The 23,843-nt window shown below is 51.4% G+C and carries 26 protein-coding genes and 1 tRNA gene; 12 read left to right on the top strand and 15 right to left on the bottom strand.

Annotation, left to right across the window (positions count from 1 at the left end):
- The first annotated feature begins 2 nt into the window (after positions 1-2).
- Both ICA20_RS17835 and ICA20_RS17830 read left to right on the top strand, forming a co-directional pair.
- Complete coding sequence (locus ICA20_RS17835) at positions 3-812, top strand: DUF2877 domain-containing protein (RefSeq protein ID WP_038638471.1); 810 nt, start codon at positions 3-5, stop codon at positions 810-812.
- 3 nt (positions 813-815) lie between these two features.
- Positions 816-1,709, top strand: coding sequence for a carbamate kinase (locus tag ICA20_RS17830; RefSeq protein ID WP_038638474.1), 894 nt, complete (start codon positions 816-818; stop codon positions 1,707-1,709).
- A 41-nt stretch (positions 1,710-1,750) separates the two neighbouring features.
- Here ICA20_RS17830 and purK read toward each other — a convergent pair whose 3' ends face one another.
- The 4 genes from purK to ppiB all read right to left on the bottom strand — a co-directional run bounded on the left by purK (position 1,751) and on the right by ppiB (position 4,782).
- Positions 1,751-2,818: a 5-(carboxyamino)imidazole ribonucleotide synthase gene (gene purK / locus ICA20_RS17825; RefSeq protein WP_038638475.1), complete on the bottom strand. Its 1,068-nt coding sequence runs from the start codon at positions 2,816-2,818 to the stop codon at positions 1,751-1,753.
- Complete coding sequence (purE, locus tag ICA20_RS17820; RefSeq protein WP_038638478.1) at positions 2,815-3,324, bottom strand: 5-(carboxyamino)imidazole ribonucleotide mutase; 510 nt, start codon at positions 3,322-3,324, stop codon at positions 2,815-2,817. Before purE ends, purK begins: the two co-directional genes overlap by 4 nt.
- A gap of 238 nt (positions 3,325-3,562) precedes the next feature.
- On the bottom strand, positions 3,563-4,285 hold the full coding sequence (gene lpxH / locus ICA20_RS17815) for a UDP-2,3-diacylglucosamine diphosphatase (protein ID WP_038638481.1): 723 nt from the start codon (positions 4,283-4,285) through the stop codon (positions 3,563-3,565).
- 2 nt (positions 4,286-4,287) lie between these two features.
- The gene (gene ppiB, locus ICA20_RS17810; protein WP_003021875.1) at positions 4,288-4,782 is read right to left on the bottom strand and encodes a peptidylprolyl isomerase B; all 495 of its coding nucleotides are present in this window, start codon (positions 4,780-4,782) and stop codon (positions 4,288-4,290) included.
- Between the two features lie 173 nt (positions 4,783-4,955).
- Between ppiB and cysS the strand changes: the two genes are divergently transcribed.
- Entirely contained in the window at positions 4,956-6,341 is a 1,386-nt protein-coding gene (gene cysS / locus ICA20_RS17805) for a cysteine--tRNA ligase (protein WP_038638484.1), read from the top strand.
- Between the two features lie 90 nt (positions 6,342-6,431).
- Here cysS and ICA20_RS17800 read toward each other — a convergent pair whose 3' ends face one another.
- From ICA20_RS17800 to folD, 3 genes are all read right to left on the bottom strand, one after another.
- On the bottom strand, positions 6,432-6,956 hold the full coding sequence (locus ICA20_RS17800) for a metal-dependent hydrolase (RefSeq protein ID WP_038638488.1): 525 nt from the start codon (positions 6,954-6,956) through the stop codon (positions 6,432-6,434).
- Positions 6,957-7,080: 124 nt separating this feature from the next.
- Entirely contained in the window at positions 7,081-7,293 is a 213-nt protein-coding gene (gene ybcJ / locus ICA20_RS17795; protein WP_016152124.1) for a ribosome-associated protein YbcJ, read from the bottom strand.
- 1 nt (position 7,294) lies between these two features.
- Positions 7,295-8,161, bottom strand: a complete 867-nt coding sequence (gene folD / locus ICA20_RS17790; RefSeq protein ID WP_003021887.1) for a bifunctional methylenetetrahydrofolate dehydrogenase/methenyltetrahydrofolate cyclohydrolase FolD — start codon at positions 8,159-8,161, stop codon at positions 7,295-7,297.
- Positions 8,162-8,732: 571 nt separating this feature from the next.
- On the opposite strand from folD, the gene fimA reads away from it, so the two are divergent.
- The 6 genes from fimA to sfmF all read left to right on the top strand — a co-directional run bounded on the left by fimA (position 8,733) and on the right by sfmF (position 14,817).
- Positions 8,733-9,302 (top strand): type 1 fimbrial major subunit FimA, encoded by a 570-nt coding sequence (gene fimA / locus ICA20_RS17785; RefSeq protein WP_038638492.1) that lies wholly within the window; start codon positions 8,733-8,735, stop codon positions 9,300-9,302.
- A gap of 77 nt (positions 9,303-9,379) precedes the next feature.
- Entirely contained in the window at positions 9,380-9,913 is a 534-nt protein-coding gene (fimI, locus tag ICA20_RS17780) for a type 1 fimbrial protein subunit FimI (RefSeq protein ID WP_038638495.1), read from the top strand.
- A gap of 41 nt (positions 9,914-9,954) precedes the next feature.
- Entirely contained in the window at positions 9,955-10,647 is a 693-nt protein-coding gene (fimC, locus tag ICA20_RS17775) for a type 1 fimbria chaperone FimC (protein WP_038638498.1), read from the top strand.
- Positions 10,648-10,654: 7 nt separating this feature from the next.
- Positions 10,655-13,276: a fimbrial biogenesis usher protein gene (locus ICA20_RS17770; RefSeq protein WP_038638500.1), complete on the top strand. Its 2,622-nt coding sequence runs from the start codon at positions 10,655-10,657 to the stop codon at positions 13,274-13,276.
- 4 nt (positions 13,277-13,280) lie between these two features.
- Entirely contained in the window at positions 13,281-14,288 is a 1,008-nt protein-coding gene (gene fimH, locus ICA20_RS17765) for a type 1 fimbria D-mannose specific adhesin FimH (RefSeq protein WP_038638504.1), read from the top strand.
- The gene (gene sfmF / locus ICA20_RS17760; protein WP_038638506.1) at positions 14,281-14,817 is read left to right on the top strand and encodes a fimbria assembly protein; all 537 of its coding nucleotides are present in this window, start codon (positions 14,281-14,283) and stop codon (positions 14,815-14,817) included. The genes fimH and sfmF overlap by 8 nt, the downstream gene beginning before the upstream one ends.
- Positions 14,818-14,866: 49 nt before the next feature.
- Here sfmF and fimZ read toward each other — a convergent pair whose 3' ends face one another.
- The 3 genes from fimZ to fimW form a co-directional block, all read right to left on the bottom strand.
- A complete protein-coding gene (fimZ, locus tag ICA20_RS17755) occupies positions 14,867-15,499 on the bottom strand; it encodes a fimbria biosynthesis transcriptional regulator FimZ (protein ID WP_038638509.1) in 633 nt (210 codons plus the stop codon).
- A gap of 586 nt (positions 15,500-16,085) precedes the next feature.
- Positions 16,086-16,808 (bottom strand): hypothetical protein, encoded by a 723-nt coding sequence (locus ICA20_RS17750; RefSeq protein ID WP_038638511.1) that lies wholly within the window; start codon positions 16,806-16,808, stop codon positions 16,086-16,088.
- A gap of 386 nt (positions 16,809-17,194) precedes the next feature.
- A complete protein-coding gene (fimW, locus tag ICA20_RS17745; RefSeq protein WP_038638513.1) occupies positions 17,195-17,788 on the bottom strand; it encodes a fimbria biosynthesis transcriptional regulator FimW in 594 nt (197 codons plus the stop codon).
- Between the two features lie 37 nt (positions 17,789-17,825).
- Here fimW and ICA20_RS17740 point away from each other — a divergent pair, with 37 nt between their 5' ends.
- Positions 17,826-18,005 carry a hypothetical protein gene (locus ICA20_RS17740; RefSeq protein ID WP_038638517.1) on the top strand — a complete coding sequence of 60 codons (180 nt, stop codon included), beginning with the start codon at positions 17,826-17,828 and terminating at the stop codon, positions 18,003-18,005.
- 38 nt (positions 18,006-18,043) lie between these two features.
- A tRNA-Arg gene (locus ICA20_RS17735) sits at positions 18,044-18,120 on the top strand.
- Positions 18,121-18,324: 204 nt separating this feature from the next.
- Here ICA20_RS17735 and uspF read toward each other — a convergent pair.
- The 5 genes from uspF to cusR form a co-directional block, all read right to left on the bottom strand.
- Positions 18,325-18,753: a universal stress protein UspF gene (gene uspF / locus ICA20_RS17730; protein ID WP_038638520.1), complete on the bottom strand. Its 429-nt coding sequence runs from the start codon at positions 18,751-18,753 to the stop codon at positions 18,325-18,327.
- Positions 18,754-18,916: 163 nt separating this feature from the next.
- A complete protein-coding gene (locus ICA20_RS17725; protein ID WP_038638523.1) occupies positions 18,917-19,720 on the bottom strand; it encodes an MBL fold metallo-hydrolase in 804 nt (267 codons plus the stop codon).
- A gap of 83 nt (positions 19,721-19,803) precedes the next feature.
- Complete coding sequence (locus ICA20_RS17720) at positions 19,804-20,013, bottom strand: hypothetical protein (RefSeq protein WP_038638526.1); 210 nt, start codon at positions 20,011-20,013, stop codon at positions 19,804-19,806.
- A 120-nt stretch (positions 20,014-20,133) separates the two neighbouring features.
- Positions 20,134-21,585, bottom strand: coding sequence for a Cu(+)/Ag(+) sensor histidine kinase (locus tag ICA20_RS17715; protein WP_129694856.1), 1,452 nt, complete (start codon positions 21,583-21,585; stop codon positions 20,134-20,136).
- Positions 21,575-22,258, bottom strand: coding sequence for a copper response regulator transcription factor CusR (cusR, locus tag ICA20_RS17710; protein ID WP_038638530.1), 684 nt, complete (start codon positions 22,256-22,258; stop codon positions 21,575-21,577). Before cusR ends, ICA20_RS17715 begins: the two co-directional genes overlap by 11 nt.
- A 195-nt stretch (positions 22,259-22,453) precedes the next feature.
- Between cusR and ICA20_RS17705 the strand changes: the two genes are divergently transcribed.
- Positions 22,454-23,836, top strand: coding sequence for an efflux transporter outer membrane subunit (locus ICA20_RS17705; RefSeq protein WP_038638533.1), 1,383 nt, complete (start codon positions 22,454-22,456; stop codon positions 23,834-23,836).
- Positions 23,837-23,843 lie beyond the last annotated feature (7 nt).

The following is a 23,843-nucleotide window of genomic DNA, read 5'->3' as shown; positions in this document are numbered from 1 at the left end:
GCATGATGATCATCCGTCCTCTGATGGGCAGTCAGCAGTCTCCGGATTTTCGCCAGTCATGGCAGCTATCCGGGATCTGGCGGCGCTCGATTAACCTTGTGGCCGAAGGGGGCGCACTGTTAACGCTGCACCGCCAGGGCAGTGGTTTTAGCCCGGGAGGATGGGTGATCCGTGCGCCTGACTTTGATGCGCTGCGTACGGCGTTAAGCGGTAGCGAAACCCCTCAGGCTGTCCCCGAGGGGATTGTGCTGGGACCGTTTCTGTTACGCCAACCGCAGCGTTGTTGTTCGTTGAAAATAACGTCCCGTCCACATGCCCCGCGCCTTGCATCCGCCTGGATGGATCGCGGCGAGGAAACGGGATTATTCGGGCCGTTAATGCTGGCGGCAAATTTGCCTTTATGCCCCGAGTTACGTCAGTTCCGCCATTGCTTTTTCTCGGCGCTGACTGGCTTGTCGACAGACTGGCGGCAGTGGTTAGGCAAGGGGCCAGGTTTAACGCCCAGCCATGATGATACGCTGACCGGAATGCTGCTGGCCGCCTGGTATTTCGGCGCGCTGAATAAGGATTCCGGCCATCGTTTCTTTGAATATTCCGGCAATCTTCAACTGGCAACGACCGTGGTTAGCGTGAGCTACTTACGTTACGCGGCATTAGGATATTTCGCTTCACCTTTGCTCCACTTCACTCATGCTTTGGGCCGACAACAAAGGATGGACGCGGCGATAAATTCGCTGCTGGCGCTCGGGCATACCTCCGGCGCAGACACCCTGTTGGGGTTCTGGCTTGGGCAACAAATTATAGAAGGATAGGGAATGAAAACGCTGGTTGTTGCTCTTGGCGGCAACGCATTATTGCAGCGCGGCGAGGCGCTGACGGCAGAAAATCAATATCGTAATATTGCCAGCGCCGTACCTGCCCTGGCGCGTCTGGCACGTTCGTACCGCCTGGCCATCGTACATGGCAATGGGCCGCAGGTTGGTCTGTTGTCGTTACAGAATCTTGCCTGGAAAGAGGTTGAACCTTACCCGCTGGATGTGCTGGTGGCAGAGACTCAGGGCATGATTGGTTATATGTTGGCGCAAAGTCTGACCGCTGAACCGGAGATGCCGCCGGTGACCACAGTGTTAACGCGAATTGTGGTGTCTGAAGACGATCCCGCGTTTATGGCGCCGGAAAAATTTATCGGCCCGGTGTATTCGCCTGAAGAACAAACGCAACTGGAAGCCACCTACGGCTGGCATATGAAACGTGACGGCAAATACCTGCGTCGTGTTGTCGCCTCGCCTGAGCCTCGCCAGATCGTCGAAAGCGAGGCCATTAAGCTCTTGCTCAAAGAAGGCCATGTGGTGATTTGTAGCGGCGGTGGCGGCGTGCCGGTGACCGGGGAAGGGGTCGGGTCTGAAGCGGTCATTGATAAGGATCTGGCGGCGGCATTGCTGGCTGAACAGATCGATGCCGACGGTCTGGTTATCCTCACCGATGCTGATGCGGTCTATGAGAACTGGGGCACGCCAGAGCAACGTGCGATTCGTCAAGCCTCTCCTGATGAACTGGCGCCGTTTGCTAAAGCCGATGGTTCGATGGGGCCAAAGGTGACAGCCGTAAGCGGATACGTGAAGCGACGTGGAAAACCCGCGTGGATTGGCGCGCTGTCTCGCATTGAAGACACGTTGGCGGGGAAAGCCGGAACCTGCATTCGTCTGTAAAAGTAACGGGAGGCGTGCGCAGGCGCACCTCCCGTATCGGTTTATTTCAGCTTTGACTGCGCCCAGATGATGCCGCTGGCATATTCCGGCGGCAGCAGGGGAATGAGCGCTTCCAGCGTGGCGCTAAGGCGCGCGGTATCGCTGTCGCTCAGATTCAGGTGTCCCACCTTACGCCCTTCGCGTACCTCTTTGTCATACCAGTGCAGATGCACCAGCGGCAGCTTCAGCCAGTCATAGTTCAGGTCGCTGCCGATCAGGTTTACCATCACCGAAGGATTGTTCACCACCGGCGTCGGCAGCGGCAGGCCGGTAATGGCGCGCAGGTGCAGTTCAAACTGGCTAATGCTGGCGCCGTTTTGCGTCCAGTGCCCGCTGTTGTGTACGCGCGGAGCCAGTTCATTGATCAGCAAACCTTCCGGGGTGATGAAACACTCCATCGCCATCACACCGACATAGCCCAGCTCCTGCATGATGGCAGAGAGCATCGCTTCGGCCTGCGCCTGTTGTTTAGCGTTAGCCTGCGGAAATACCACGCTGGTGCGCAGAATGCCATCCTGATGCAGGTTATGAGTCAGCGGATAGAAGACGGTGCTGCCGTCGTGCGCACGTGCGCCAACCAGCGAGACTTCACCGGAGAAGTTGATTCCTCGCTCGACGATGCACTCGCCGTAGCAGTCGTCTGGCAGTTGTTCGGTTTCATTCGCGCGTAAACGCCACTGTCCACGACCGTCGTAGCCGCCGACGCGACGCTTCACAATCGCCAACTCGCCGAGTTTGTCAAACACCGCAGACCATTCGCTTTTATCCGCCAGCAGTTGCCATGGCGCGGTCGCCAGGTTGAGTTTGTCAAAAAGCTGTTTTTGCGTCAGACGGTCAGCAATAATCGGGAAGACGTCGCGGTTAACAAACGCCGGGTGACGCGCCAGTTCGCGAGTGAGCGCCGTTTCCGGCCAGCGCTCAATCTCAGCGGTAATCACGCTTTGTTGAAAAGGAACGGCAGCGGGTTCGGCGTCCAGCCCGACGGGCCAGACCGCAATCCCTAGCGGCTCACCGGCCTGACGCAGCATGCGTCCTAGCTGACCATTGCCGAGTACACAGACCTGCTTCATGCGACACCTCGCGGGTCCGGGTTCTCCAGTACCTCATCGGTTTGCGCTTTACGCCACTCAGCCAGACGCTGATGCAATTCGTTGTCGTGTGTTGCCAGAATTTGCGCGGCCAGCAGGGCCGCATTGGCTGCGCCCGCTTTGCCGATCGCCAGCGTGCCCACCGGAATACCGCGAGGCATCTGTACGATGGAGTAGAGACTGTCTACGCCGCTCAACGCTGCGCTTTGTACCGGAACGCCTAAAACAGGCACCAGCGTTTTCGCCGCAATCATTCCTGGCAAATGTGCAGCACCACCGGCACCGGCAATAATCACCTGATAACCGTTTTCTTCAGCGCCTTCGGCGAAACTGAACAGTTTGTCTGGGGTACGGTGGGCGGAGACGACCTCAACATGGTGTGGAACGTCCAGCATTTCGAAGATTTCGGCGGCGAACTGCATGGTAGCCCAGTCGCTTTTGGACCCCATCACGATGGCGACACGCGCCGGATTATTGCGGGAAGACATGCGTCTGAAAACTCCTGTGGTGCACTACACTCGACTTTTGAGGGCACAGAGAATAGCATAATTCACCGTCAAGGAAAACGATTGCGCGCTTTACACTTCACTCTTCAAGCTGCCTCTTTGTTGGCTGCATCTGCTCACCCCAGTCACTTACTTTAGTCAGCTCCAGGGGATTCACGGATTTGCCGCCTCGATGCAACTCGAATAGTTTTGTGTAAAGAGGAACGGGGTATTTGCAGAATTAAAACGGGAATGCGATCAGTTCAACGTCGTGCGGTGTGACTTTGATCATCGAACCTTCGCTGTGCCAGGCGCCTAATACTACGCGGAAGGCGGGTTGCCCATTGGCCATAAGTTCGTGGACTGCCGGACGGTGTGTATGACCGTGAATTAACCACTGGGCCTGATGTTTTTCCAGCTCGGCAATAACGGCCTGCTGATTCACATCCATGATCTCCAGCGACTTACTGCTGTTGGCTGCTTTGCTGTTGGCGCGCATTTTCGCGGCAATACGTTGGCGAATGAACAATGGCAGGGCGAGGAATAGTTTTTGTAGCCAGTGTTGATGCACTTTGGCGCGAAACGCCTGATAGCCAGCATCGTCGGTGCATAACGTATCGCCATGCATGATCAGCACCTTGCGACCATACAGATCGAGCACTTTCTCTTCGGGCAGTAAGGTCATGCCGCTCTCACGGGAAAACCGTTTGCCGAGCAGAAAATCACGGTTGCCGTGAATAAAAAAGCAGGGAACGCCGGAATCAACCAGTGCTTTTATCGCCGCGGCTATTTGATGATGCAGCGGATTAGGGTCGTCGTCGCCAATCCAGGCTTCGAACAGGTCGCCGAGAATGTACAGCGCATCGGCTTGTCGCGCATCACCGGCTAAAAAACGCAGAAAACCGGCGGTGATCGCCGGTTCTTCTGTGCAGAGGTGAAGATCTGCAATAAACAGTGTCGCCACGATTACTCGCTGACGGTCACGTTTTCGATGATGACGTCTTCTTTCGGCACATCCTGATGCATACCGCTGCGACCAGTGGAAACGCCTTTGATTTTATCAACCACGTCCATGCCTTCAACAACTTCAGCAAACACGCAGTAACCCCAACCTTGCATGCTTTCGCCAGAGAAGTTCAGGAAGTCATTGTCAGCAACGTTGATGAAGAACTGTGCGGTTGCGGAGTGCGGAGCCTGAGTACGCGCCATTGCCAGCGTACCACGGGTGTTTTTCAGACCGTTGTTCGCTTCGTTTTTGATCGCTTCTTTCGTGGCTTTTTGCTTCATGCCCGGCTCGAAACCACCGCCCTGGATCATGAAACCGTTAATAACACGGTGGAAAATGGTGTTGTTATAAAAACCTTCGCGGCAGTAGTCCAGGAAGTTTTTAACTGTTTCAGGCGCTTTATCATCAAACGTTTTGATTACGATATCGCCGTGATTAGTGTGGAAAGTAACCATTTTTGCATCCTGTTCCGATAGATTGGTGCTTCGACCCTGTTAAGGGTCAGAGTTAGGGGTGTGTTATAGCATAACCGCAAGCTGCGATCACCTTGCAAAGTGTGCTGCTTCGATTACGAATAATATGTATTATACGGATATTATTACCCACACACGTCTACACGGAATCTTCGATGTTAAAAATCTTTAATACACTGACGCGCCAAAAAGAGGAATTCAAACCTATTCATGCCGGGGAAGTCGGCATGTACGTGTGTGGTATTACCGTTTACGATCTCTGTCATATTGGCCACGGACGTACTTTCGTTTCTTTCGACGTCGTTGCGCGTTATCTGCGCTTCCTCGGCTATAAGCTGAAGTATGTGCGCAACATTACCGATATCGACGACAAAATCATCAAGCGCGCGAATGAAAACGGCGAGAGCTTTGTCGCGCTGGTCGATCGCATGATTGCGGAAATGCATAGCGATTTCGATGCGCTGAATATTCTGCGCCCCGATCTGGAACCTCGCGCTACGCATCATATCGCCGAGATTATTGAGATCACCGAACAGCTGATCGCCAAAGGTCACGCCTATGTTGCCGATAATGGCGACGTGATGTTCGATGTCCCGACTGATCCGAACTACGGTCAGTTGTCACGCCAGGATCTGGATCAACTGCAGGCAGGCGCACGCGTTGACGTGGTTGACGTGAAGCGCAACCCGATGGACTTCGTGCTATGGAAAATGTCCAAAGAGGGGGAACCGAGCTGGCCATCTCCGTGGGGCGCTGGTCGTCCGGGCTGGCATATCGAGTGTTCGGCGATGAACTGCAAACAGTTGGGCAACCATTTTGATATTCACGGTGGCGGCTCCGACCTGATGTTCCCGCACCATGAAAACGAAATTGCCCAGTCCACCTGTGCGCACGATGGCGAATACGTGAACTACTGGATGCACTCCGGGATGGTGATGGTTGACCGCGAGAAAATGTCCAAATCGCTGGGCAACTTCTTTACCGTGCGCGACGTGCTGAAATACTACGACGCCGAAACCATTCGCTACTTCCTGATGTCAGGTCATTACCGTAGCCAGTTGAACTACAGCGAAGAGAACCTGAAACAGGCGCGTTCTGCGCTGGAACGTCTGTACACTGCGATGCGCGGCACTGACAAGTCCGTTGCCCCTGCGGGTGGCGAGGCCTTTGAAGCGCGTTTCATTGAAGCGATGGACGATGACTTCAACACCCCGGAAGCATACTCCGTGCTGTTTGATATGGCGCGTGAAGTTAACCGTCTGAAGGGTGAAGATATGGCGGCGGCGAACGGTATGGCCTCGCATCTGCGCAAGCTCTCCAGCGTGCTGGGCCTGCTGGAGCAGGAACCCAAAGCATTCCTGCAAAGCGGCGCGCAGGCGGATGACGGTGAAGTCGCCGAAATTGAAGCGTTAATCCAGCAGCGTCTGGACGCCCGTAAGGCGAAAGACTGGGCGGCGGCCGACGCCGCGCGTGACCGTCTCAACGAGATGGGCATCGTGCTGGAAGATGGTCCGCAGGGCACCACCTGGCGTCGTAAGTAACTCTGTAATGCCCGGTGGCGCCTACGCTTACCGGGCCTACAAAAGAGCGAGTGTAGGCCGGATAAGACGCAGCGCGTCGCATCCGGCAGATTAATATTTTCGATACCACCACAGCACACCCATCATCATCATTCCCGGTAGCCACACCCATAATAATTCCGAAATAATCACCTGATGCCCGTAAGGGGTCGCGTAGCGTGACAGCGCGAACGGCGCGACTTTAATCACCTGCCACGGCGCGAAAAAGCGTTCATCCGACCACGGCCACAGCCAGCCGACGCCTTTGCCGCCGGTGGTGACAGAATCCAGCACACTGTGCGATAGCAGTGAAACTGTCAGGAATAGCCAGCAGCGAATCAATCCGGCTTTAAACCATCGTCGGCCAATCAATACGCAAAGTAGCGGCACGACAAACGCGAACAGCAGTGAGTGGGTAAATCCACGGTGGCCAAACACGTTGCCGTAGGCGATGCCAAGCTTAAATGACAGCACGTCGGCATCCGGCAGCATCGCCAGAATGACGCCAGTAAACAGTAATCGTGGGGGGATGACTTTAAGTCCGAGACCTAATCCTAAACAGAGTGGAACGGCCGCGTGAGTAACGATGGTTGGCATGATGTTCGCTTCATGTGGGAAAACGACATGCTAACTGTTCACTGTGAAGTGGGGATGAAGTTATTATCTGAAAATGAGACGGGGAAGCGGCCGGACAGGGCGTTAACCTCATCCGGCACTCGGGTCACGCCACGACGTTAATGCTGTGGCCTTCAAAGCTGACGGTCTGTCCGGCAACGATTTTACAGCGTTTGCGCGTTTCAACCGCGCCATCGACCTTCACCAAGCCTTCGCCAATAGCAATCTTTGCCTGGGCGCCGCTTTCGCTCCAGCCTTCCAGCTTCAGCAAATCGCAGAGTTCAACGTGTGGGTGCTTACCCAGTGAAAATGTGGCCATCTTAAACGTCCTTTACATCATGGTATTCAACACACGCCTGTAGCGTGTTTTCGATAAGTGTGGCGACAGTCATTGGGCCTACGCCGCCCGGTACTGGCGTGATATATGACGCACGTGCGGCTGCATCTTCAAAGACCACATCGCCCACTACTTTACCATTCTCCAGACGGTTGATGCCGACATCAATCACAATCGCACCTTCTTTGATCCACTCGCCGGGTATAAAGCCCGGTTTGCCGACAGCAACAATCAGCAGGTCCGCATGCTCTACGTGGCGACGCAGATCTTTGGTGAATCGGTGGGTGACCGTAGTGGTGCAACCAGCCAGCAGCAGCTCCATGCTCATCGGGCGACCGACAATATTTGAAGCGCCAATCACTACGGCGTTCAGACCATAGGTATCGATGTTGTAACGCTCAAGCAGAGTGACAATCCCGCGCGGAGTACATGGACGCAGACGCGGCGCGCGTTGACACAGACGACCAACGTTATACGGGTGGAAACCGTCTACGTCTTTATCTGGTGCGATACGTTCCAGCACCTTAACGTTGTCGATACCTGCCGGTAATGGCAGTTGTACCAGGATACCGTCGATGGTGGTATCTGCATTGAGCGTATCGATCAGCTCAAGAAGCTCCGCCTCGCTGGTGGTTTCAGGCAGGTCATAAGAGCGGGAGACAAACCCCACTTCGTCACAGGCTTTGCGTTTACTCGCGACATAAATCTGCGAAGCCGGGTTGCTGCCTACCAGCACAACAGCCAGGCCCGGGGCGCGTAATCCAGCCGCTAAACGCGCCTGAACTTTTTGAGCAACCTCAGAGCGCACCTGCTGCGCAATCGTTTTACCGTCAATAATCTTTGCTGCCATCAGAGAGAGGATTCCATCTGTTACGTTAAATCGAAGGGGATGTCACTATTTTGTCAGAAGCAGAACGTGCTGTCAGTTTTCGTTTGCGTTTTTACGTGCGATCGCGGGGAGAGCGGTCAGTGAGCAGGGCAGTTCAGTCGCTGAAGCCCTGCGCATCATTCATGATCATGCTAATTAAATTTAACGTCAATGAAACAACTCATCACCCTGGTATTTTCAAGGTTAATGCACCATAAACCAGTCTGTTACGTTTGATTATGATGTCTTTACCTCATTTTTACTCGGATTTTTCCTGGATCCCAATAAGAATTAGCCAGGGCCATTAAAAGGATTTGCAGGTATTTTTCATTAATTTAAATGTTTAATTTAACGCTGTGACGAAATAGTCATATTCGCGAAGATTAATTAGTGAATCAAATACTCGGAGAGTTGGGTAAAGGTTAGCTAATTCTCTTGCGATATATATCTTTACAGGATGCAGAGATAATTCGCCTGACATTTAATGTCGATAATGATTCAAACGGATCCCGCAGGACGCCGGAGCCGGATGTGTGTAATTCAAGGGAAATCCATGAAACGTAAATTAATAGCCTCTTCTGTTATTGCCAGCCTGATGTTAGTCGCGGGCGCAGCGGTTGCGGCCGATCCGGCGGCGACCGATCCGGTAAGCGTTAGCGGCGGTACTGTTCATTTTGAAGGTGAACTGGTCAATGCAGCCTGTGCCGTCAGCACTCAGTCATCCGATCAGGTTGTTACGTTAGGCCAGTATCGTACCGCCAGTTTTACTGCAGTCGGTGATACCACGGCACAAATCCCGTTCACTATCGTACTGAACGACTGCGACCCGAAAGTGGCTGCGACCGCCGCGGTTGCTTTCTCTGGCCAGACCGACATCACTAACAATAACCTGCTGGCCGTTTCCTCCTCGGATAACAGTACTACCGCGGGCGGTGTAGGGATTGAAATTCTGGACAATACGTCCACCGCGCTGAAGCCGGATGGAGCAACCTTCTCTACCGCTCAGGCGCTGGTAGAAGGGACCAACACCCTGCGTTTCTCTGCCCGTTATAAAGCGACCGCGACCAGCGCTACGCCGGGTCAGGCGAATGCCGACGCGACGTTTATCATGAAGTACGAATAAGCCGTTCAGATTCGCGCAAGGATGATGTTCGCCTCATTGGATGAGGCAATATCCGGGGATGAAAAAGGATGCGGCAGATGATAGGGAAAGGCGTGGCGCTGGCGGGAATGCTGTGCGTAATGCCTGCGCTTGCTCATACGGTAATACTGGAAAGCGGACGCCTCCACTTACGAGGACAGCTCGTTAACGGCGCCTGTACGGTCGCCACCGACAGCCAGAATTTGCGGGTGCAAATGGGGAAATATCGTACCAATGCCTTCTCCGGAACGGGAAGCTTTGCCTCTACCAGCGTACCGTTTTCACTGCGATTAACGTCGTGCAATTCTGATGTTTATGACCACGTCGGGATTGCGTTTGCCGGTGTGACGCCAGCGGAAGATCCGCAGGTTTTTCTGGCCAGCGGCGATGCGTCAGCATCTTCGGGGGTTGGTCTGGCGTTATTTGACGAGCGACAACGGCAAATAATTCCTAATGCGCTACCGCTTCATTACGCGCCGATTATCACCCAAGAGATGACGTTTCATTTCACTGCTCGCTATCGGGCCGTCTCGGAAAATATCACACCGGGAATACTTCGTTCAGACGTGTGGTTTACGTTGGTTTATCCCTGATTTATTTCCCAACGATAATCGCATCAAAGGTATTTGTAGCTATGTTTAATAATCTAAAATCAGGTTTTATCCTTTTACTGGCCTTATTTTCTGCTGCCAGTGTGCAGGCAGCCGGCGGCATTGCATTAGGCGCTACCCGTGTTATTTATCCAGCTGATGCCAAGCAAACTTCGCTGTCTATTAGCAATAGCGATACCAAAGAACGTTACCTGGTAAATTCATGGATCGAGAATAGCGCAGGGGTTAAAGAAAAATCGTTTGTCGTGACGCCTCCGTTGTTTGTCAGTGAGGCTAAAAGTGAAAACACGTTGCGTATCATCTACGCAGGCGCGCCGCTGCCAAAAGACCGTGAATCGCTGTTCTGGATGAACGTGAAAGCCATTCCGTCAGTCAACAAGAACAGCCTTGAGGGTAAAAACGTTCTGCAGCTGGCGATTTTGTCGCGCATTAAACTTTTTGTCCGCCCAAATAATCTGCCGCACATCCCGGAAGATGCCCCCGGCATGCTGCAGTTTTCCCGTTCCGGCAACCACCTGAAAATCAACAATCCGTCTGCGTATTACGTCACCCTGGTCAACCTCACTGTGGGGAAAACGAAGATCGATAACGTCATGGTTGCGCCGAAAAGCGATACGCAGGTGCTGCTGCCAACGGGCGTACAGGGCAACGTTACCTTCCAGACGGTCAATGATTATGGCGCGGTGACCACCGCTCAAACGGTAAGCGTGCGTTGAGATAACGATGAATAAGACAACGTATTTTCCTGACCTGTTACCGGGGGTTACGCCACCGCTGGCGGGGGTGGCGTTGTCCACGCTGGCGGCGCTTTTTCCCTCTTTAAGCTACGGGGAAAGCTATTTCAATCCGGCATTTTTATCTGCGGATACGGCAACCGTGGCGGATTTATCACGTTTTGAAAAAGGTAATCATCAGCCTGAAGGCGTTTATCGTGTGGATATCTGGCGCAATGATGAATTCGTTGCTACCCAGGACATTCATTTTGCCAGCAGTGCGGGAAAGGCAGGGGAGAAGTCTGGCGGACTGATGCCATGCTTTGGACTCGACTGGGTAAAACGCCTGGGCGTTAATATTGCCGCGTTTCCGGCACTTAGTCAGGATCCGAACGCGACCTGTATCAATTTGCCTGAGGCGATTCCCGGCAGTGAAGTTGCCTTTGATTTTTCTACTTTGCGCTTAAACATCAGTTTGCCGCAGGCGTCGATGTTAAACAGCGCGCGTGGCTACATTCCACCGGACGAGTGGGATGAAGGGATCCCGGCGGCGCTGATTAACTATAACTTTACCGGTAGCCGTGGGAGCGATACTGACAGCTATTTCCTGAGCATGTTGAGTGGCCTGAACTATGGACCCTGGCGGCTAAGGAACAACGGCGCGTGGAGCTATTCCAAAGGTGACGGATACCATTCACAAAGCTGGAAAAACATCGGTACATGGCTTCAGCGCGCGGTTATCCCGCTGAAGGGTGAACTGGTGATGGGCGACAGCAATACCGGAAATGACGTTTTTGACAGCGTCGGTTTTCGTGGCGCGCGACTCTATTCCTCAGACAGCATGTATCCCGACAGCTTACAAGGCTACGCGCCTACCGTACGTGGCATTGCGCGTACTGCAGCGAAACTGACTATTCGTCAGAATGGCTACGTGATTTATCAAAGTTATGTTTCACCGGGCGCTTTTGCGATAACCGATCTTAACCCGACCTCCTCCAGCGGTGACCTTGAGGTGACGGTGGATGAGAAAGACGGTAGCCAGCAGCGCTATACGGTGCCGTACTCCACGGTTCCGTTGTTACAGCGAGAAGGGCGTTTCAAGTATGACGTGGTTGCCGGGGATTTTCGCAGCGGCAATAGCCAGCAATCCTCACCGTTTTTTTTCCAGGGAACATTAATCGCCGGGTTACCAGAGGGGTATACCGCTTATGGTGGTACGCAGTTAGCCTCACGTTACACTGCGGTAGTTTTAGGTACTGGCCGAAATCTGGGGGATTGGGGGGCAGTTTCCGTCGATTTAACCCATGCGCGCAGCCAACTGGCGGATGACAGTACGCACCAGGGGCAGTCTCTGCGTTTCCTGTATGCGAAGTCATTGAACAATTTTGGCACTAACTTTCAGCTGTTGGGCTACCGCTACTCTACGCGTGGCTTCTATACCCTCGACGACGTCGCGTATCGCAGTATGGAAGGCTATGAGTACGAATACGACAGCGAAGGCAATCGCCACGACGTGCCGGATGTGAAGAGTTATCACAATCTGAGCTACAGCAAGAAAGGCCGTTTTCAGATCAACATTTCGCAGAATCTGGGGGATTACGGATCGCTGTATATCTCAGGTAGCCAGCAAACGTACTGGAATACCTCAGACACCAATACCTGGTATCAACTGGGCTATGCCAGTGGTTTGCAGGGGATTAGCTATTCACTCTCCTGGTCGTGGAATGAATCAGTCGGCATCTCCGACACCGACCGCATTATGGCGTTCAATATGTCAATCCCGTTCAGCCTGCTGAGCGGGCGGCGTTACTCGCGTGATAATGCCTTCGATCGCACCTACGCCACCTTTAATGCCAACCGCAATAGCAACGGACAAAATAGCTGGCAGAGCGGGATCGGCGGTACGTTGCTGGATGGCCGTAACCTGAGCTATAGCGTGAATCAGGGTCACAGCAGTACTAATGGTTACAGCGGAAACGCCAGCGCTAACTGGCAGGCGGCCTATGGCACGCTGGGCGTGGGATACAACTACGACCGCGACCAGCATGACTACAACTGGCAGCTCGCCGGCGGTGTGATAGGGCATGAGGACGGCATTACGCTTAGTCAGCCGCTCGGCGATACCAATGTGTTGATCAAAGCGCCAGGCGCTCAGGGTGTGCGGATAGAAAACCAGACCGGCGTGCAGACCGACTGGCGTGGATACGCGGTGATGCCGTATGCCACCGTCTATCGCTATAACCGCGTCGCGTTAGACACCAATTCGATGAACAACAATACCGATGTGGAAAACAACGTCAGCAGCGTCGTGCCAACGCAAGGAGCATTGGTGCGAGCGGCGTTTGATACACGTATCGGTGTGCGGGCGCTGATGACGGCGAAATATGCCGGTAAACCTGTGCCATTTGGCTCCGTGGTGCGTGAAAACACCAGCGGCGTGACCAGTATGGTGGGTGAAGACGGGCAAATTTACCTGAGCGGCCTGCCGCTTAAAGGCGAGTTGCTGATCCAATGGGGGGAAGGCGCAAAAGCTCGTTGTGTGGCGCATTATGCCTTGCCTGAAGAGAGCCTGAAACAGGCGGTGACGCTCACGAATGTGACGTGCGAATCGCCAGCGGCACGACAGGAATAATACGATGAAACGACAAACAGGTTTGTTACTGGCAAGCGCGTTACTGCTGATGGCGCAACCGTCCTGGGCAACGGTCTGCCAAAATTCGAATGGCACACCAACGGATGTTTTTTACGATCTGTCGAATGTCTTTAACAGCAGCAACAACCAGCCGGGACAGGTGGTGACGTTGCCGGAAAAATCAGGCTGGATTGGCGTCAATGCCACCTGTCCGGCAGGAACGACGGTGGATTATACCTATCGAAGCTATGTCACTGAACTTCCGGTTCAAAGTACCGAGGGCGGTTTTCAGTACCTGAAACTCAATGACTACCTGCTGGGGGCTATGAGCATCACCGACAGTTACGCCGGGTTGTTTTATCCCCCGCGTAACTATATCCGCATGGGGACTCACCCTAACGTGCCTAAGCAGCAACCTTTTGGCGTAATGGATTCAAAGCTGGTGTTTAAACTCAAAGTGATCCGCTCATTTATAAACATGGTGCCTATTCCCCGGCAGACAATGTTCAGAGTCTATGTCACCACCAGTACCGGAGATGCGCTGAGTACGCCGGTTTACACCATTAGCTACAGCGGTAAGGTGGAGGTTCCACAAAACTGCGAAGTGAACGCCGGACAGATTGTCGAGTTTGATTTTGGCGATATTGGCGCATCGCTGTTTAGCAAGGCGGGCGCGGGCAACAAGCCTGAAGGCATCAATCCGCAGACCAAAACGGTGGCCATAAAATGCACCAACGTTGCCGCTCAGGCCTACTTGACCATGCGGGTAGAAGCGGAGAAAGCCTCCGGGCAAATGATGGTTTCAAACAACCCGGATTTAGGTTTCATTGTTGCCGACAGCAGCGGTAATCCGCTAACGCCTAACAATCTGTCCAGCACTATTCCATTTCAACTGGACGACAACGCCGCGGCGAGTGTTGGGATCCGGACATGGCCGGTCAGCGTGACGGGTAATAAACCCACGGAAGGGCCTTTTACTGCCCGTGGCTATCTGCGAGTGGACTATGACTAATAAGCAAAAGCCCGCCGCATGGGCATTTCTGGCGATTATGCCGATGCTGGCATTCAGCGCGTTATGCCAGGCCGCCTCGTCGCTGGGAGAAATCAATATTGAACTGCGCGGTAACGTGGTGGATTTTACCTGCGCGGTGATTGCCAGCGACAGCAATAAGTCGGTTGATTTAGGCACCTGGCCGACAAAGCAGTTACAGACCAGCGGAGACACCACCCAACCGGTCTCGTTTACGCTGAAGCTTGAAGGCTGTCCGCCGGGATCCGCATCGATAACGTTCTCCGGGACCCCGGCCCCAGGTACTACGCTACTGGCGCTCGATAACGCGCTTATGGCGCAAAAGGTGGCGATTGAGCTGCGCGATAGCGACCGGACGCGATTGCCGCTTGAGCAGGCCAGCCAGACCGTCGGTATTGATGAGAATGGCAATGCCACGCTGACTTTTTTTGCCAACTATATCGCGCTGGCTGATGGGGTGCAGCCCGGGGTCGCCAGGGCCGATGCCACGTTTATGATTAACTATAACTAATCATTGCGCTGACAAAACACTCCCGAACGACATCTCGCCGGGAGTGTTGTTACATTAATTCATGCATTTTGGCGTAGTCGATCAGTTCAACGATGGTATGCAAACCGAGCTTGGAGTAGATATTAGCTTTGTGAGCGCTAATCGTTTTATTGCTGAGTAGCAATTGCTCAGCAATTTCCTTGTTGGATAGCCCGTTTGCCAGATAACGTAAAACCGTCACCTCGCGGTTAGAGAGCGGCATATCATTTAATACACCTTTTTGCACATTTACATTGTTAATAAAGTTCAGTGTATCCGAAGGGAAAAAAGAATATCCTGATAAAATCATTTTTACCGCATTGTAGATATCATTTAGATCCTTTCGTTTACTGACAAAACCATTTGCCCCGGCGCGAATAGCGCGCCCGGCATAAAAAGACTCAGATTTTGAAGACAGAAATAGCACCCGAGTATTCTCCTGCAATGATTTTATTCTCTTGAGTAAGGTAAAGCCATCAGAGCCAGGCAGTTCAATATCCAGGATGACAAGATCGACAGGGTACGTGCGTAGATGTTCTATTGCCGCGCGGCTGTCATCGGTTTTCAGCACAACCTGAATATTACTGTTTTTTTCGAGGAGTACTTCTATCGACATTCTGACAATAGGGTGTTCGTCCATAATGATAACGGATGCTGGTTTCATTGTTGTATGCCTCAAACTGTTTGCGTATCTTGCGAATTTGATAAAACATCAGGCGTTATAATATTGTCAAATAGCCAAGAGTTGTTCTGAGGAGAACCGAATAAATACTATTTCGTCCTTGTTTATTCGGTTGTTCTTCTACAGAACAATGAATTTGTGGAACATCCATTTCACACTGGAAAAACTAACAATTAATCAGGAAACAGTGAGGATTATACCTGCTCCGCTCTTTCGGAAAAGACTTACAACATCCCGATTGTTAATGGCAGTTAGGATGTTCTGAAAGATCCAGATGTGTTAATGACTATTGGCATTATTTATCTTCGGTTCGAATTATGGCAGATTGAAAATTTATTTTAAATAGTAAAAACGATACAATAAGCTAATTGTTTAGGTTTTGTTAAGTCAGCGGAAACACTATTTTCGAGCGATGTACGCAGAAACAGTAAGGTTAAGTGTGGAAGAGGTGGTATCTATAATACCAGGAATAGTTGTAAATATTAAATATTTGTGAAAATTGGATCAATTTTCTCATGCTAAAATAAGTAATTTCCTAAAAAATCTTACTGGACATAGGGTTATGGTGTTAAATTAAATGATGAGAGGTAACGTTGAGACGATGTATCAGATGCAAAAAGCGCTGCCGGTTTGGTAATCCCAGGCGGGTAATCAACTGGTTCAGGCGATAGATGATGCGGTGGTAGGGTTGTGTCTGTAACTGAGCAATCTTTTTTAAGGAGTTACCTTGTAAAAGTAAGGTCACCATCTCCCAATCGACCTGCTTTATGCGCCTCGAATGAATATAATTTAGCACTGGGGATAATAATGCCTGACGCATCTCTGGGAGGTGTAGACTGCGTGATAAGATATAAAATGGGCCAGACAGTGATATAAAGGTTTTAAGATCTTCATCATGACTGGAAAGCAATATGAAGATTTGGATATCATTCCGCTGTTTAAGTAGTTGGCGCAGGCACTGAAGAATATCGAAGTAAGAGCTTGTTAAGCCTTCCATATCAACTACTAACTGACTAATGACCGACTTTTGCAGGCAGACCAGCGCCGATTCAATGGACCGGAAGATCGCGGTGCGCGTGCCTGAGAATAAATGGCGGCTCAGTGTATAGGCAAGATAATAGTCTCCTGTAACAATCGCCTGAGATATAGTATCGCCCGGTATGGTGTATTCGATTTTTTGCGCCAGATACTCGATTTGGTCGAATACTTGTGAGGTACAGTGGGGATATTGATGGGTACAGTTAGCGTTTCGTATACGGCGATGTCGTTCCCGGCGTTTTGCGCTGTGCATCCGTTTCCATTCCATTTCTGTTGCGGCAGGTCTGGATAAATTGCTGACAACAAACATCCCTGACCCAAATTTTTCCAGCGCGACGGTGAGTTCCCTTGTGCCGTTGGGTTTCAATGTCTTCAACAATCACCAGACTGGCAATTGAGTATCCCATCAGAATAATCTGCCGGAAGTTTTCTGATGTCTTACTCAATGCCCAAAAGATCGTTTTATCCAGTTCAACCTCTCTCTGGGGTTAGTTAAAATATTACCGGGTGTATCTTTCGGTTACCTCATGAATAGTATGACTGGATTATTCTGGCAGTCAGCTGCCAGGTACAGTAGGAGCCGATACTTAATTGATGGTGAGATATTTCTCAATAAAAAATTAGGCGGAGAGGTTCCACCTAATTTTGTAGAAAGTTCAGATGCGCACGGATGTATCTTAAGAATTGCTGATCGTTTTTCACGTGCAGCTTTTTCATAATGCTGCGACGGGTTGCTTTGGCATGGATATCGCTGATTGAGAGCAGGTGAGCGGTTTCGGCTAACGTATATCCGCTGGCAAGAAACATTAAGAACTGGCGCTCTGCAATAGTAAAATTGCGGGTGGTGCAGTAATGGCAGATAGTCGCCGGTACGCTGTTGCGTAACGCGCGTTTTTGCAAGATGAGGACTAATTTTTTGGTGATCTCGTCAACGTCATCTTCCCGATAGATCAGCGGCAACATGTACAGGCAGGGCCGGAACATCAGCTTATCTTTATCGTTTCTGTTGCAGATCACCACCCGGTGTTGGCGCCTGGTGTGAACCGGAACCTGATAGCATTCGGCGCTGAGCCAATCTTCATCCAGTGAGATAAACGCGATGTCGGCGCGATCGATCTCCTCGACAGGCAAAAAACTAATCTCCTGATGCCACTGACTTGCCAGATGGGAAATAATGATTTTCAGTCCGTGTTCGAAGTGACTATTTTCTTCCTTGATGGCGATACTTAACATTGAAGAGTTCCTGAACCGCTGGAAAGAGGGTAAGGGAATGTTAAGCAAAATCATAAATATTCTAAATACATGTATCCTTAAATCTGGCGCTATGCGGGCTGAGTTGTTACCAGGTGATTTCCTGGATACCCTTGAACGAGCAGAAAAAATCAACATTCGTACACTTCACCAGCAACTGAAACAAAAGGCATTGACTCAGCAAGCGCTGACCGTATAATTCACGCGTTTCTCTGCATGAAGTTATCACTTCACAATGCGCCCTTAGCTCAGTTGGATAGAGCAACGGCCTTCTAAGCCGTAGGTCGTAGGTTCGAATCCTACAGGGCGTACCATTTCAAAGTAAGTCCAATTCTTAGCTTCTGCGTACCGCTACGACTTTTCCTTCTCCAGCCATATTTCTACTTCATTAAGACTGCGTTGCACACATCTTGCTGGCTGAGCGAATTTGCGTGCTGGATAATCAGCACTGAGTGCTGACCTCAGTCCGAAAAAAAACGGGAGTAAATTTACTCCCGTTTTTATTATGTTAGCCAGTGTCACCGTACAACCAGCACCGGACATTTCGCATGGCGGACTACGGCAGAAGCCGTTGAACCCAGCAGGTAGGTGCTAAAACCAGGCTTATGCGAGGCGATGACGATGAGTTCGGCGTCAACCGCTTCCGCCAGTTTGAGGATCTGATCCTTCGGTGGGCCGTAAACGACGTGGATTTGACTCCTGCCAGCAGGAATGTTGAATTGCTTAACAATCTCTTCGAGTTTTTCGCTGGCCTTGGCCTGCAGACCACTGCGGTCCGGGAATTCGCTTGAGTAGGCCAGCCCCAGCGAGGCATAGAACGGAACGGTAGGAATAACGGCCAGAAAATGGACCTTGGCGGTTTTGGCATGCGCCTGAACCTGCGGCACAACATGGCGGGTTAAATCGGCTTCAGAGATATCAATGGGCACCAGAATTGAGCGATACATATTCACTACCTCCTGTTTGTTTACCTCTATCCTGAGTGTACCCAAGGTTGTCTCTGTATAATAAGTGACCAGATCAAGGTTACGTGCATAATTGTCGTCAATGATAAACGGGGAACGTAAGTTCCCGTTTTCTAATGCAGACGTGGGCCACGTTTTACCGCCTTTAGTTCGCCAGCACGATGACATCCCCCGTTGCCGGGGCTTTTGTTCCCGGTAGCCACAACCGTCCCCACGAACCGGTACAATGACAGCCGAGCAGTTTTTCCGGTTGCTGCTGCTTAATAAATTGCCGCGTCCGCCACAGCTTAGCGGGAGAGGCGGCGCGTAAATGGAACCCACCGATGAGGGCGTGAATTTTGCGAATGCCGGTGATGTTCTGGCAATGGCGGACGATATTTTCTATTCCCCGGTGCCCGCAACCGGTAATGATCACCAGCCCACGGTCAGATTTATAGATCAATACGCCTTCATCGCTGATGTAATCCGGCTGAGGTGTTTTCTCGTGAATAACACCGTAGGCCTGCGGTGTGGATACGCTAATTTCCCCGGACCACAAAAAACGATCGCTAATCGCCAACGGTTCGCGGGTGTATTCCATATTCAGGCGAGAGTAGTCGTTATCGCGGGAGAGTTTTTTAATTTGTCGCGGCTTTCCCGCAAGCGTTAACGACGCGTAACGCTCACAGGCTATTTGAGGATGGCAAATAATACGGCTGTTATCGGCAAGCCAGGGGACGCCGCCACAATGATCGTAATGACCATGTGACAGCACCACGGCGGTTAATTGTGTCAGGTCGATCCCCATTTGCGCGGCGTTTAGAATGAAGCTGTCATCCGGCCCGGTATCAAACAGTATGGTGGTGGTTTCATCCTGAATTAACAGACTTAATCCGGGCTTTGCCCGTAATGATTTATCTGCGCCAGCAGCGCGCCGGTTTTCAAGCAACACCGTGAGGGTTAAAGCCATGCCTGACTCCAGTATTAAAACGGCACACTGTAACGCACAGCTTTTGAGAGCGCTGTGATCGCAGCGCCCTTTGGCGTTATCCGTTATTGCGTACTGTGTGCCTGCGCACGATGTTTTTGGGCCTGCTGCTCATGGGCATAGGAATGAGCATTATTTGTCGACTGATGTACTACCATCGCTTTTTCATGTTCATTCATTTGCGAAAATGATTGTGCATGGGGTGACGTTTCGGCTGCATTAACGCCTGCTGAGATAAAAAATGCGATAGCTAAAAAAGAGGACATCTTATTCATCATATTTCTCCTGTGTGGGTTTACGGAAGAAATTATAATTAGCACGCGCTGTCAGTGACGTGACAGGAATATGACGGTTGTGTCAGAGAACAGGAAACACTTAACCGTCATCAGCAGAGATTAAATTGCATGCCGGGGCAGCGTCAGAATAAAGCGGGTGGCATGTGAATCAGATGTCACCGCAACGTTTCCCTGATGCGCAATGACTATCGATTTCACGATCGCAAGGCCAATGCCGCTGCCTTCTCCTTTACGTTGCCGGGAAGGATCTACCCGATAGAAGCGGTCAAACAGTCGCGGAAGATGTTGTGGAGGAATTGGCGGGCCGGGGTTTTCAACGACTATCTGCACCTGTTCATCGGCCTCTTTCACCCGCACGGTCACTGACTCGCCTTTTGGCGTGTAACGCATGGCGTTTGAAAGCAGATTACTCATTGCCCGGCGTAACATTAACGGATCGCCCGATACCCAACATTCGCGCCCCTCAAAGCGTAAACCAACCTCACGCTCTTCTGCCCAGGCTTCGAAAAAGTCGAACACTTTACTGACCTCATCAGCCAGATTGAGCGCGGTCTTTTCCGGGATTAGTTGATTGTTATCCGCTTGCGCCAGAAACAGCATGTCACTCACCATCTTCGACATCCGGCCAAATTCTTCGAGATTGGAATACAGCACGTCCTCCAGCTCTTTTTGGCTGCGGGTCTGGCTTAGCGCAATTTCCGTTTGCGTGACCAGGTTGGTAATTGGGGTGCGGATCTCATGGGCAATATCTGCCGAGAAGTTCGACTGACGTTTAAAAACATCCTCGATGCGTTCGATCATGTGATTAAACGAACTGACCAACTGTTCCAGTTCAATAGGCACGGTTTGCGGGTCAAGGCGTACGTCGAGATCTTTCGAGGTGATATTTTGGATGCGGCGACTGACATTACGGATCGGTTCATGACCTTTATAAACGGCAAACAGCACGATAAAAACAATCATCATGCTAATCAGCGATGCCGTCATAATCAGCTTGTTTTTCAGGTCATTAATATAGTGCAGATGAAAATCGATCGATAATGCCAGGTACAGCGTATATGCCGGTTTTCCATCGGCAAGCTGGCCTACAGGCAAACGAATCATGCGCCAGTTTGATGATGTCATCTGCCCGTGCGTATGTTTGGGCGTTTGCAGCATGGGGCCGGATATAATAAAGACATCGCGGGCTTGGGCATTTTTATCCGGCCTTGCACTGGCGATAAATTGCCGAAGATCCGGGGCGTCAGGTGAATGAAAAATAGCCTTCTGATTGCTATCTTCCAGAGAAATAATGACGTTCGAGTAACCTGCCACGACGTTTTTTAGCGTTTCCAGTCGGCCTGGTTCAGGTTCGTTCGGTTGATTAAGAATACGCTCCAGCGTGGCGCTGATCTCTTGTAAATCATTGATGTCCTGCTCGGCGAAATGCACTTTCACTGAGTGGATCATTATCCATGCGAAGGCGAAAAATGAAGCGATAGTCGCCAGACTGATGAAAAAGGTCAGTCGCGTCGCCAGGGAAAAAGGGCGTTGCCATCGTTTACTGGCCATCAGGAACCTCAAGCATATATCCCACGCCGCGCACGGTCTGAATCAGTTTCGGCTCAAAGTCATTATCGATTTTGGCGCGCAGACGCTTAACGGCGACATCGATGGCGTTGGTATCGCTGTCAAAATTCATATCCCAGACCTGAGAGGCAATCAGCGAGCGGGGTAAAACTTCTCCCTGGTGGCGCAGGAAAAACTCAAGCAGCGTAAACTCTTTGCTGGTCAGGGTGATGCGCGCCCCGCTGCGGGTGACTTTTCTACTCACCAGATCAACCATTAAATCTGCGACCTGAAACTGGCTTTCAACAATTACCGCCGCGCCCCGGCGTAATAGCGTTCTGACCCGCGCCAACAGTTCGGCAAAGGCAAACGGTTTGACCAGGTAATCGTCAGCGCCTAATTCCAGACCTTTAACCCGATGTTCAATGGTACCCAGCGCAGTGAGAAGAAGAATGGGCATGCCTTTATTGGCGCTACGCAGCATGCGTACGATATCCCAGCCGTTTACATCCGGCAGCATGATGTCGAGGATGAGCAGATCGTAATCGCCGGTCATCGCCAGGTGGTACCCGTTCAGGCCGTTATCCGCCAAATCCACGACAAAACCTGCTTCCGTCAGGCCTTTCGTCAGGTATTCACCGGTTTTTTTCTCATCTTCGACTATCAAAATCTTCATCGCATTCTCCTTCTCGCACTGCTTGTGCGGACTTTCAATTCTAGGGAAGCGGGATCGGATAGCAATCGGTTATTGGGAAAATGACAGTTTTGTCATTTTCCTGTCACCGGTTAAACAGAGTCACTTCGTTAAAGTACAACCCTATAAATTCCTACATATTTTAGGGTCATCAGTCCGGTCAGGACGTGAAGAACTATGAGCAAATTTAAGCTTCTTACCCTCAGCGCTATATTCGTTCTCGCCGGTTGTTCATTAGCGCCGGACTATCAGCGCCCGGCTTTGCCGGTGCCACAGCAATTCTCCTTAAGCCAGAATGCGCTGGTGTCAGCCTCTGGGAATTATCAGGACACCGGTTGGCGGACCTTCTTCATTGACGACCAGGTTAAGGTGCTAATTGGTGAGGCGCTGGCCAATAACCGCGATTTGCGTATGGCTGTGCTGAAGGTTCAGGAGGCGCGAGCGCAATATGGCGTCACGGACGCTGACCGCTATCCGCAAATTACGGCAGGATCCAGCGGTACCTACAGCGGTAAATTAAAAGGCGACAGCAGCACCGATCGCGAATTCGAGGCCGGACTGAATCTCAGTTTCGATTTGGATTTTTTTGGTCGGCTGAAAAATATGAGTGAAGCCGATCGACAGAATTTCTTTGCCAGCGAAGAGGCGCGTCGGGCGGTACATATCTCATTAATCTCTAACGTGTCGCAAAGTTATTTCAATCAGCGTCTGGCTTATGCACAACTGCAAATTGCCGAAGAAACGCTGCAAAACTATCAGCGTTCCTACGCCTTTGTTGAAAAACAACTGGTCACCGGTAGCACTAACGTACTGGCGCTGGAACAGGCGCGGGGCGTGATTGAAAGTACGCGCAGCGAAATCGCGAAGCGTAAAGGTGAACTGGCGCAGGCCAACAACGCGCTGCAACTGTTGCTGGGTACCTACGGAAAATTACCCGACGATAGGGCGCGCAGTCGCGGAGATATTAAACCGGTTACGCTGCCGCCATCACTCTCGTCGCAAATACTGTTACAGCGTCCGGATATTATGGAAGCTGAGCACGGATTAATGGCGGCGAATGCCAATATCGGCGCCGCGCGGGCGGCATTTTTCCCGTCGATTACCCTGACCAGCTCCATGTCCAGTAGCAGCAGCGATCTCTCCAGCTTGTTTAATGCTGCCAGCGGCATGTGGAATTTTGTCCCCAAAATAGATATTCCAATTTTTAACGCCGGACGTAATCAGTCCAGGCTTGATCTGGCTGAAATTCGCCAACAGCAGTCGGTGGTGAATTACGAACAAAAAATTCAGGGCGCATTTAAAGAGGTGGCCGATGCGCTGGCGTTGCGCCAAAGCATTGCCGATCAAATTAGCGGCCAGCAGCGCTATCTGACGTCATTGCAAATCACCCTACAACGTGCCAGAGCGCTGTATCAGAATGGCGCGGTTAGCTATATCGAAGTTCTGGACGCCGAACGTTCTTTATTTGCCACGCAGCAATCGCTGCTCGATCTTAATTACGCCCAGCAGGTTAATGAAATTAAGCTGTTTGCTGCCTTAGGCGGCGGTTGGGTGGAGTAAACCTTAA

This window comes from Citrobacter sp. C5_2 (assembly GCF_014596845.2).
Lineage (GTDB): Bacteria > Pseudomonadota > Gammaproteobacteria > Enterobacterales > Enterobacteriaceae > Citrobacter > Citrobacter werkmanii.
This window is presented reverse-complemented; position numbering and strand designations above follow the sequence as displayed.

What these genes read in the sequence shown, in the direction of transcription:
- ICA20_RS17835 (WP_038638471.1), top strand. Translation starts at nt 3, where the DNA reads ATGATGATCATCCGTCCTCTGATGGGCAGTCAGCAGTCTCCGGATTTT.
- ppiB (WP_003021875.1), bottom strand. Translation starts at nt 4,782, where the DNA reads ATGGTTACTTTCCACACTAATCACGGCGATATCGTAATCAAAACGTTT.
- fimA (WP_038638492.1), top strand. Translation starts at nt 8,733, where the DNA reads ATGAAACGTAAATTAATAGCCTCTTCTGTTATTGCCAGCCTGATGTTA.
- ICA20_RS17725 (WP_038638523.1), bottom strand. Translation starts at nt 19,720, where the DNA reads ATGGCTTTAACCCTCACGGTGTTGCTTGAAAACCGGCGCGCTGCTGGC.
- folD (WP_003021887.1), bottom strand. Translation starts at nt 8,161, where the DNA reads ATGGCAGCAAAGATTATTGACGGTAAAACGATTGCGCAGCAGGTGCGC.
- ybcJ (WP_016152124.1), bottom strand. Translation starts at nt 7,293, where the DNA reads ATGGCCACATTTTCACTGGGTAAGCACCCACACGTTGAACTCTGCGAT.
- ICA20_RS17720 (WP_038638526.1), bottom strand. Translation starts at nt 20,013, where the DNA reads ATGAATAAGATGTCCTCTTTTTTAGCTATCGCATTTTTTATCTCAGCA.
- ICA20_RS17715 (WP_129694856.1), bottom strand. Translation starts at nt 21,585, where the DNA reads ATGGCCAGTAAACGATGGCAACGCCCTTTTTCCCTGGCGACGCGACTG.
- ICA20_RS17705 (WP_038638533.1), top strand. Translation starts at nt 22,454, where the DNA reads ATGAGCAAATTTAAGCTTCTTACCCTCAGCGCTATATTCGTTCTCGCC.
- ICA20_RS17770 (WP_038638500.1), top strand. Translation starts at nt 10,655, where the DNA reads ATGAATAAGACAACGTATTTTCCTGACCTGTTACCGGGGGTTACGCCA.
- fimC (WP_038638498.1), top strand. Translation starts at nt 9,955, where the DNA reads ATGTTTAATAATCTAAAATCAGGTTTTATCCTTTTACTGGCCTTATTT.
- cusR (WP_038638530.1), bottom strand. Translation starts at nt 22,258, where the DNA reads ATGAAGATTTTGATAGTCGAAGATGAGAAAAAAACCGGTGAATACCTG.
- uspF (WP_038638520.1), bottom strand. Translation starts at nt 18,753, where the DNA reads ATGTATCGCTCAATTCTGGTGCCCATTGATATCTCTGAAGCCGATTTA.
- purK (WP_038638475.1), bottom strand. Translation starts at nt 2,818, where the DNA reads ATGAAGCAGGTCTGTGTACTCGGCAATGGTCAGCTAGGACGCATGCTG.
- ICA20_RS17800 (WP_038638488.1), bottom strand. Translation starts at nt 6,956, where the DNA reads ATGCCAACCATCGTTACTCACGCGGCCGTTCCACTCTGTTTAGGATTA.
- fimI (WP_038638495.1), top strand. Translation starts at nt 9,380, where the DNA reads ATGATAGGGAAAGGCGTGGCGCTGGCGGGAATGCTGTGCGTAATGCCT.
- cysS (WP_038638484.1), top strand. Translation starts at nt 4,956, where the DNA reads ATGTTAAAAATCTTTAATACACTGACGCGCCAAAAAGAGGAATTCAAA.
- sfmF (WP_038638506.1), top strand. Translation starts at nt 14,281, where the DNA reads ATGACTAATAAGCAAAAGCCCGCCGCATGGGCATTTCTGGCGATTATG.
- ICA20_RS17830 (WP_038638474.1), top strand. Translation starts at nt 816, where the DNA reads ATGAAAACGCTGGTTGTTGCTCTTGGCGGCAACGCATTATTGCAGCGC.
- fimZ (WP_038638509.1), bottom strand. Translation starts at nt 15,499, where the DNA reads ATGAAACCAGCATCCGTTATCATTATGGACGAACACCCTATTGTCAGA.
- fimH (WP_038638504.1), top strand. Translation starts at nt 13,281, where the DNA reads ATGAAACGACAAACAGGTTTGTTACTGGCAAGCGCGTTACTGCTGATG.
- fimW (WP_038638513.1), bottom strand. Translation starts at nt 17,788, where the DNA reads ATGTTAAGTATCGCCATCAAGGAAGAAAATAGTCACTTCGAACACGGA.
- purE (WP_038638478.1), bottom strand. Translation starts at nt 3,324, where the DNA reads ATGTCTTCCCGCAATAATCCGGCGCGTGTCGCCATCGTGATGGGGTCC.
- ICA20_RS17740 (WP_038638517.1), top strand. Translation starts at nt 17,826, where the DNA reads ATGTTAAGCAAAATCATAAATATTCTAAATACATGTATCCTTAAATCT.
- ICA20_RS17750 (WP_038638511.1), bottom strand. Translation starts at nt 16,808, where the DNA reads ATGCACAGCGCAAAACGCCGGGAACGACATCGCCGTATACGAAACGCT.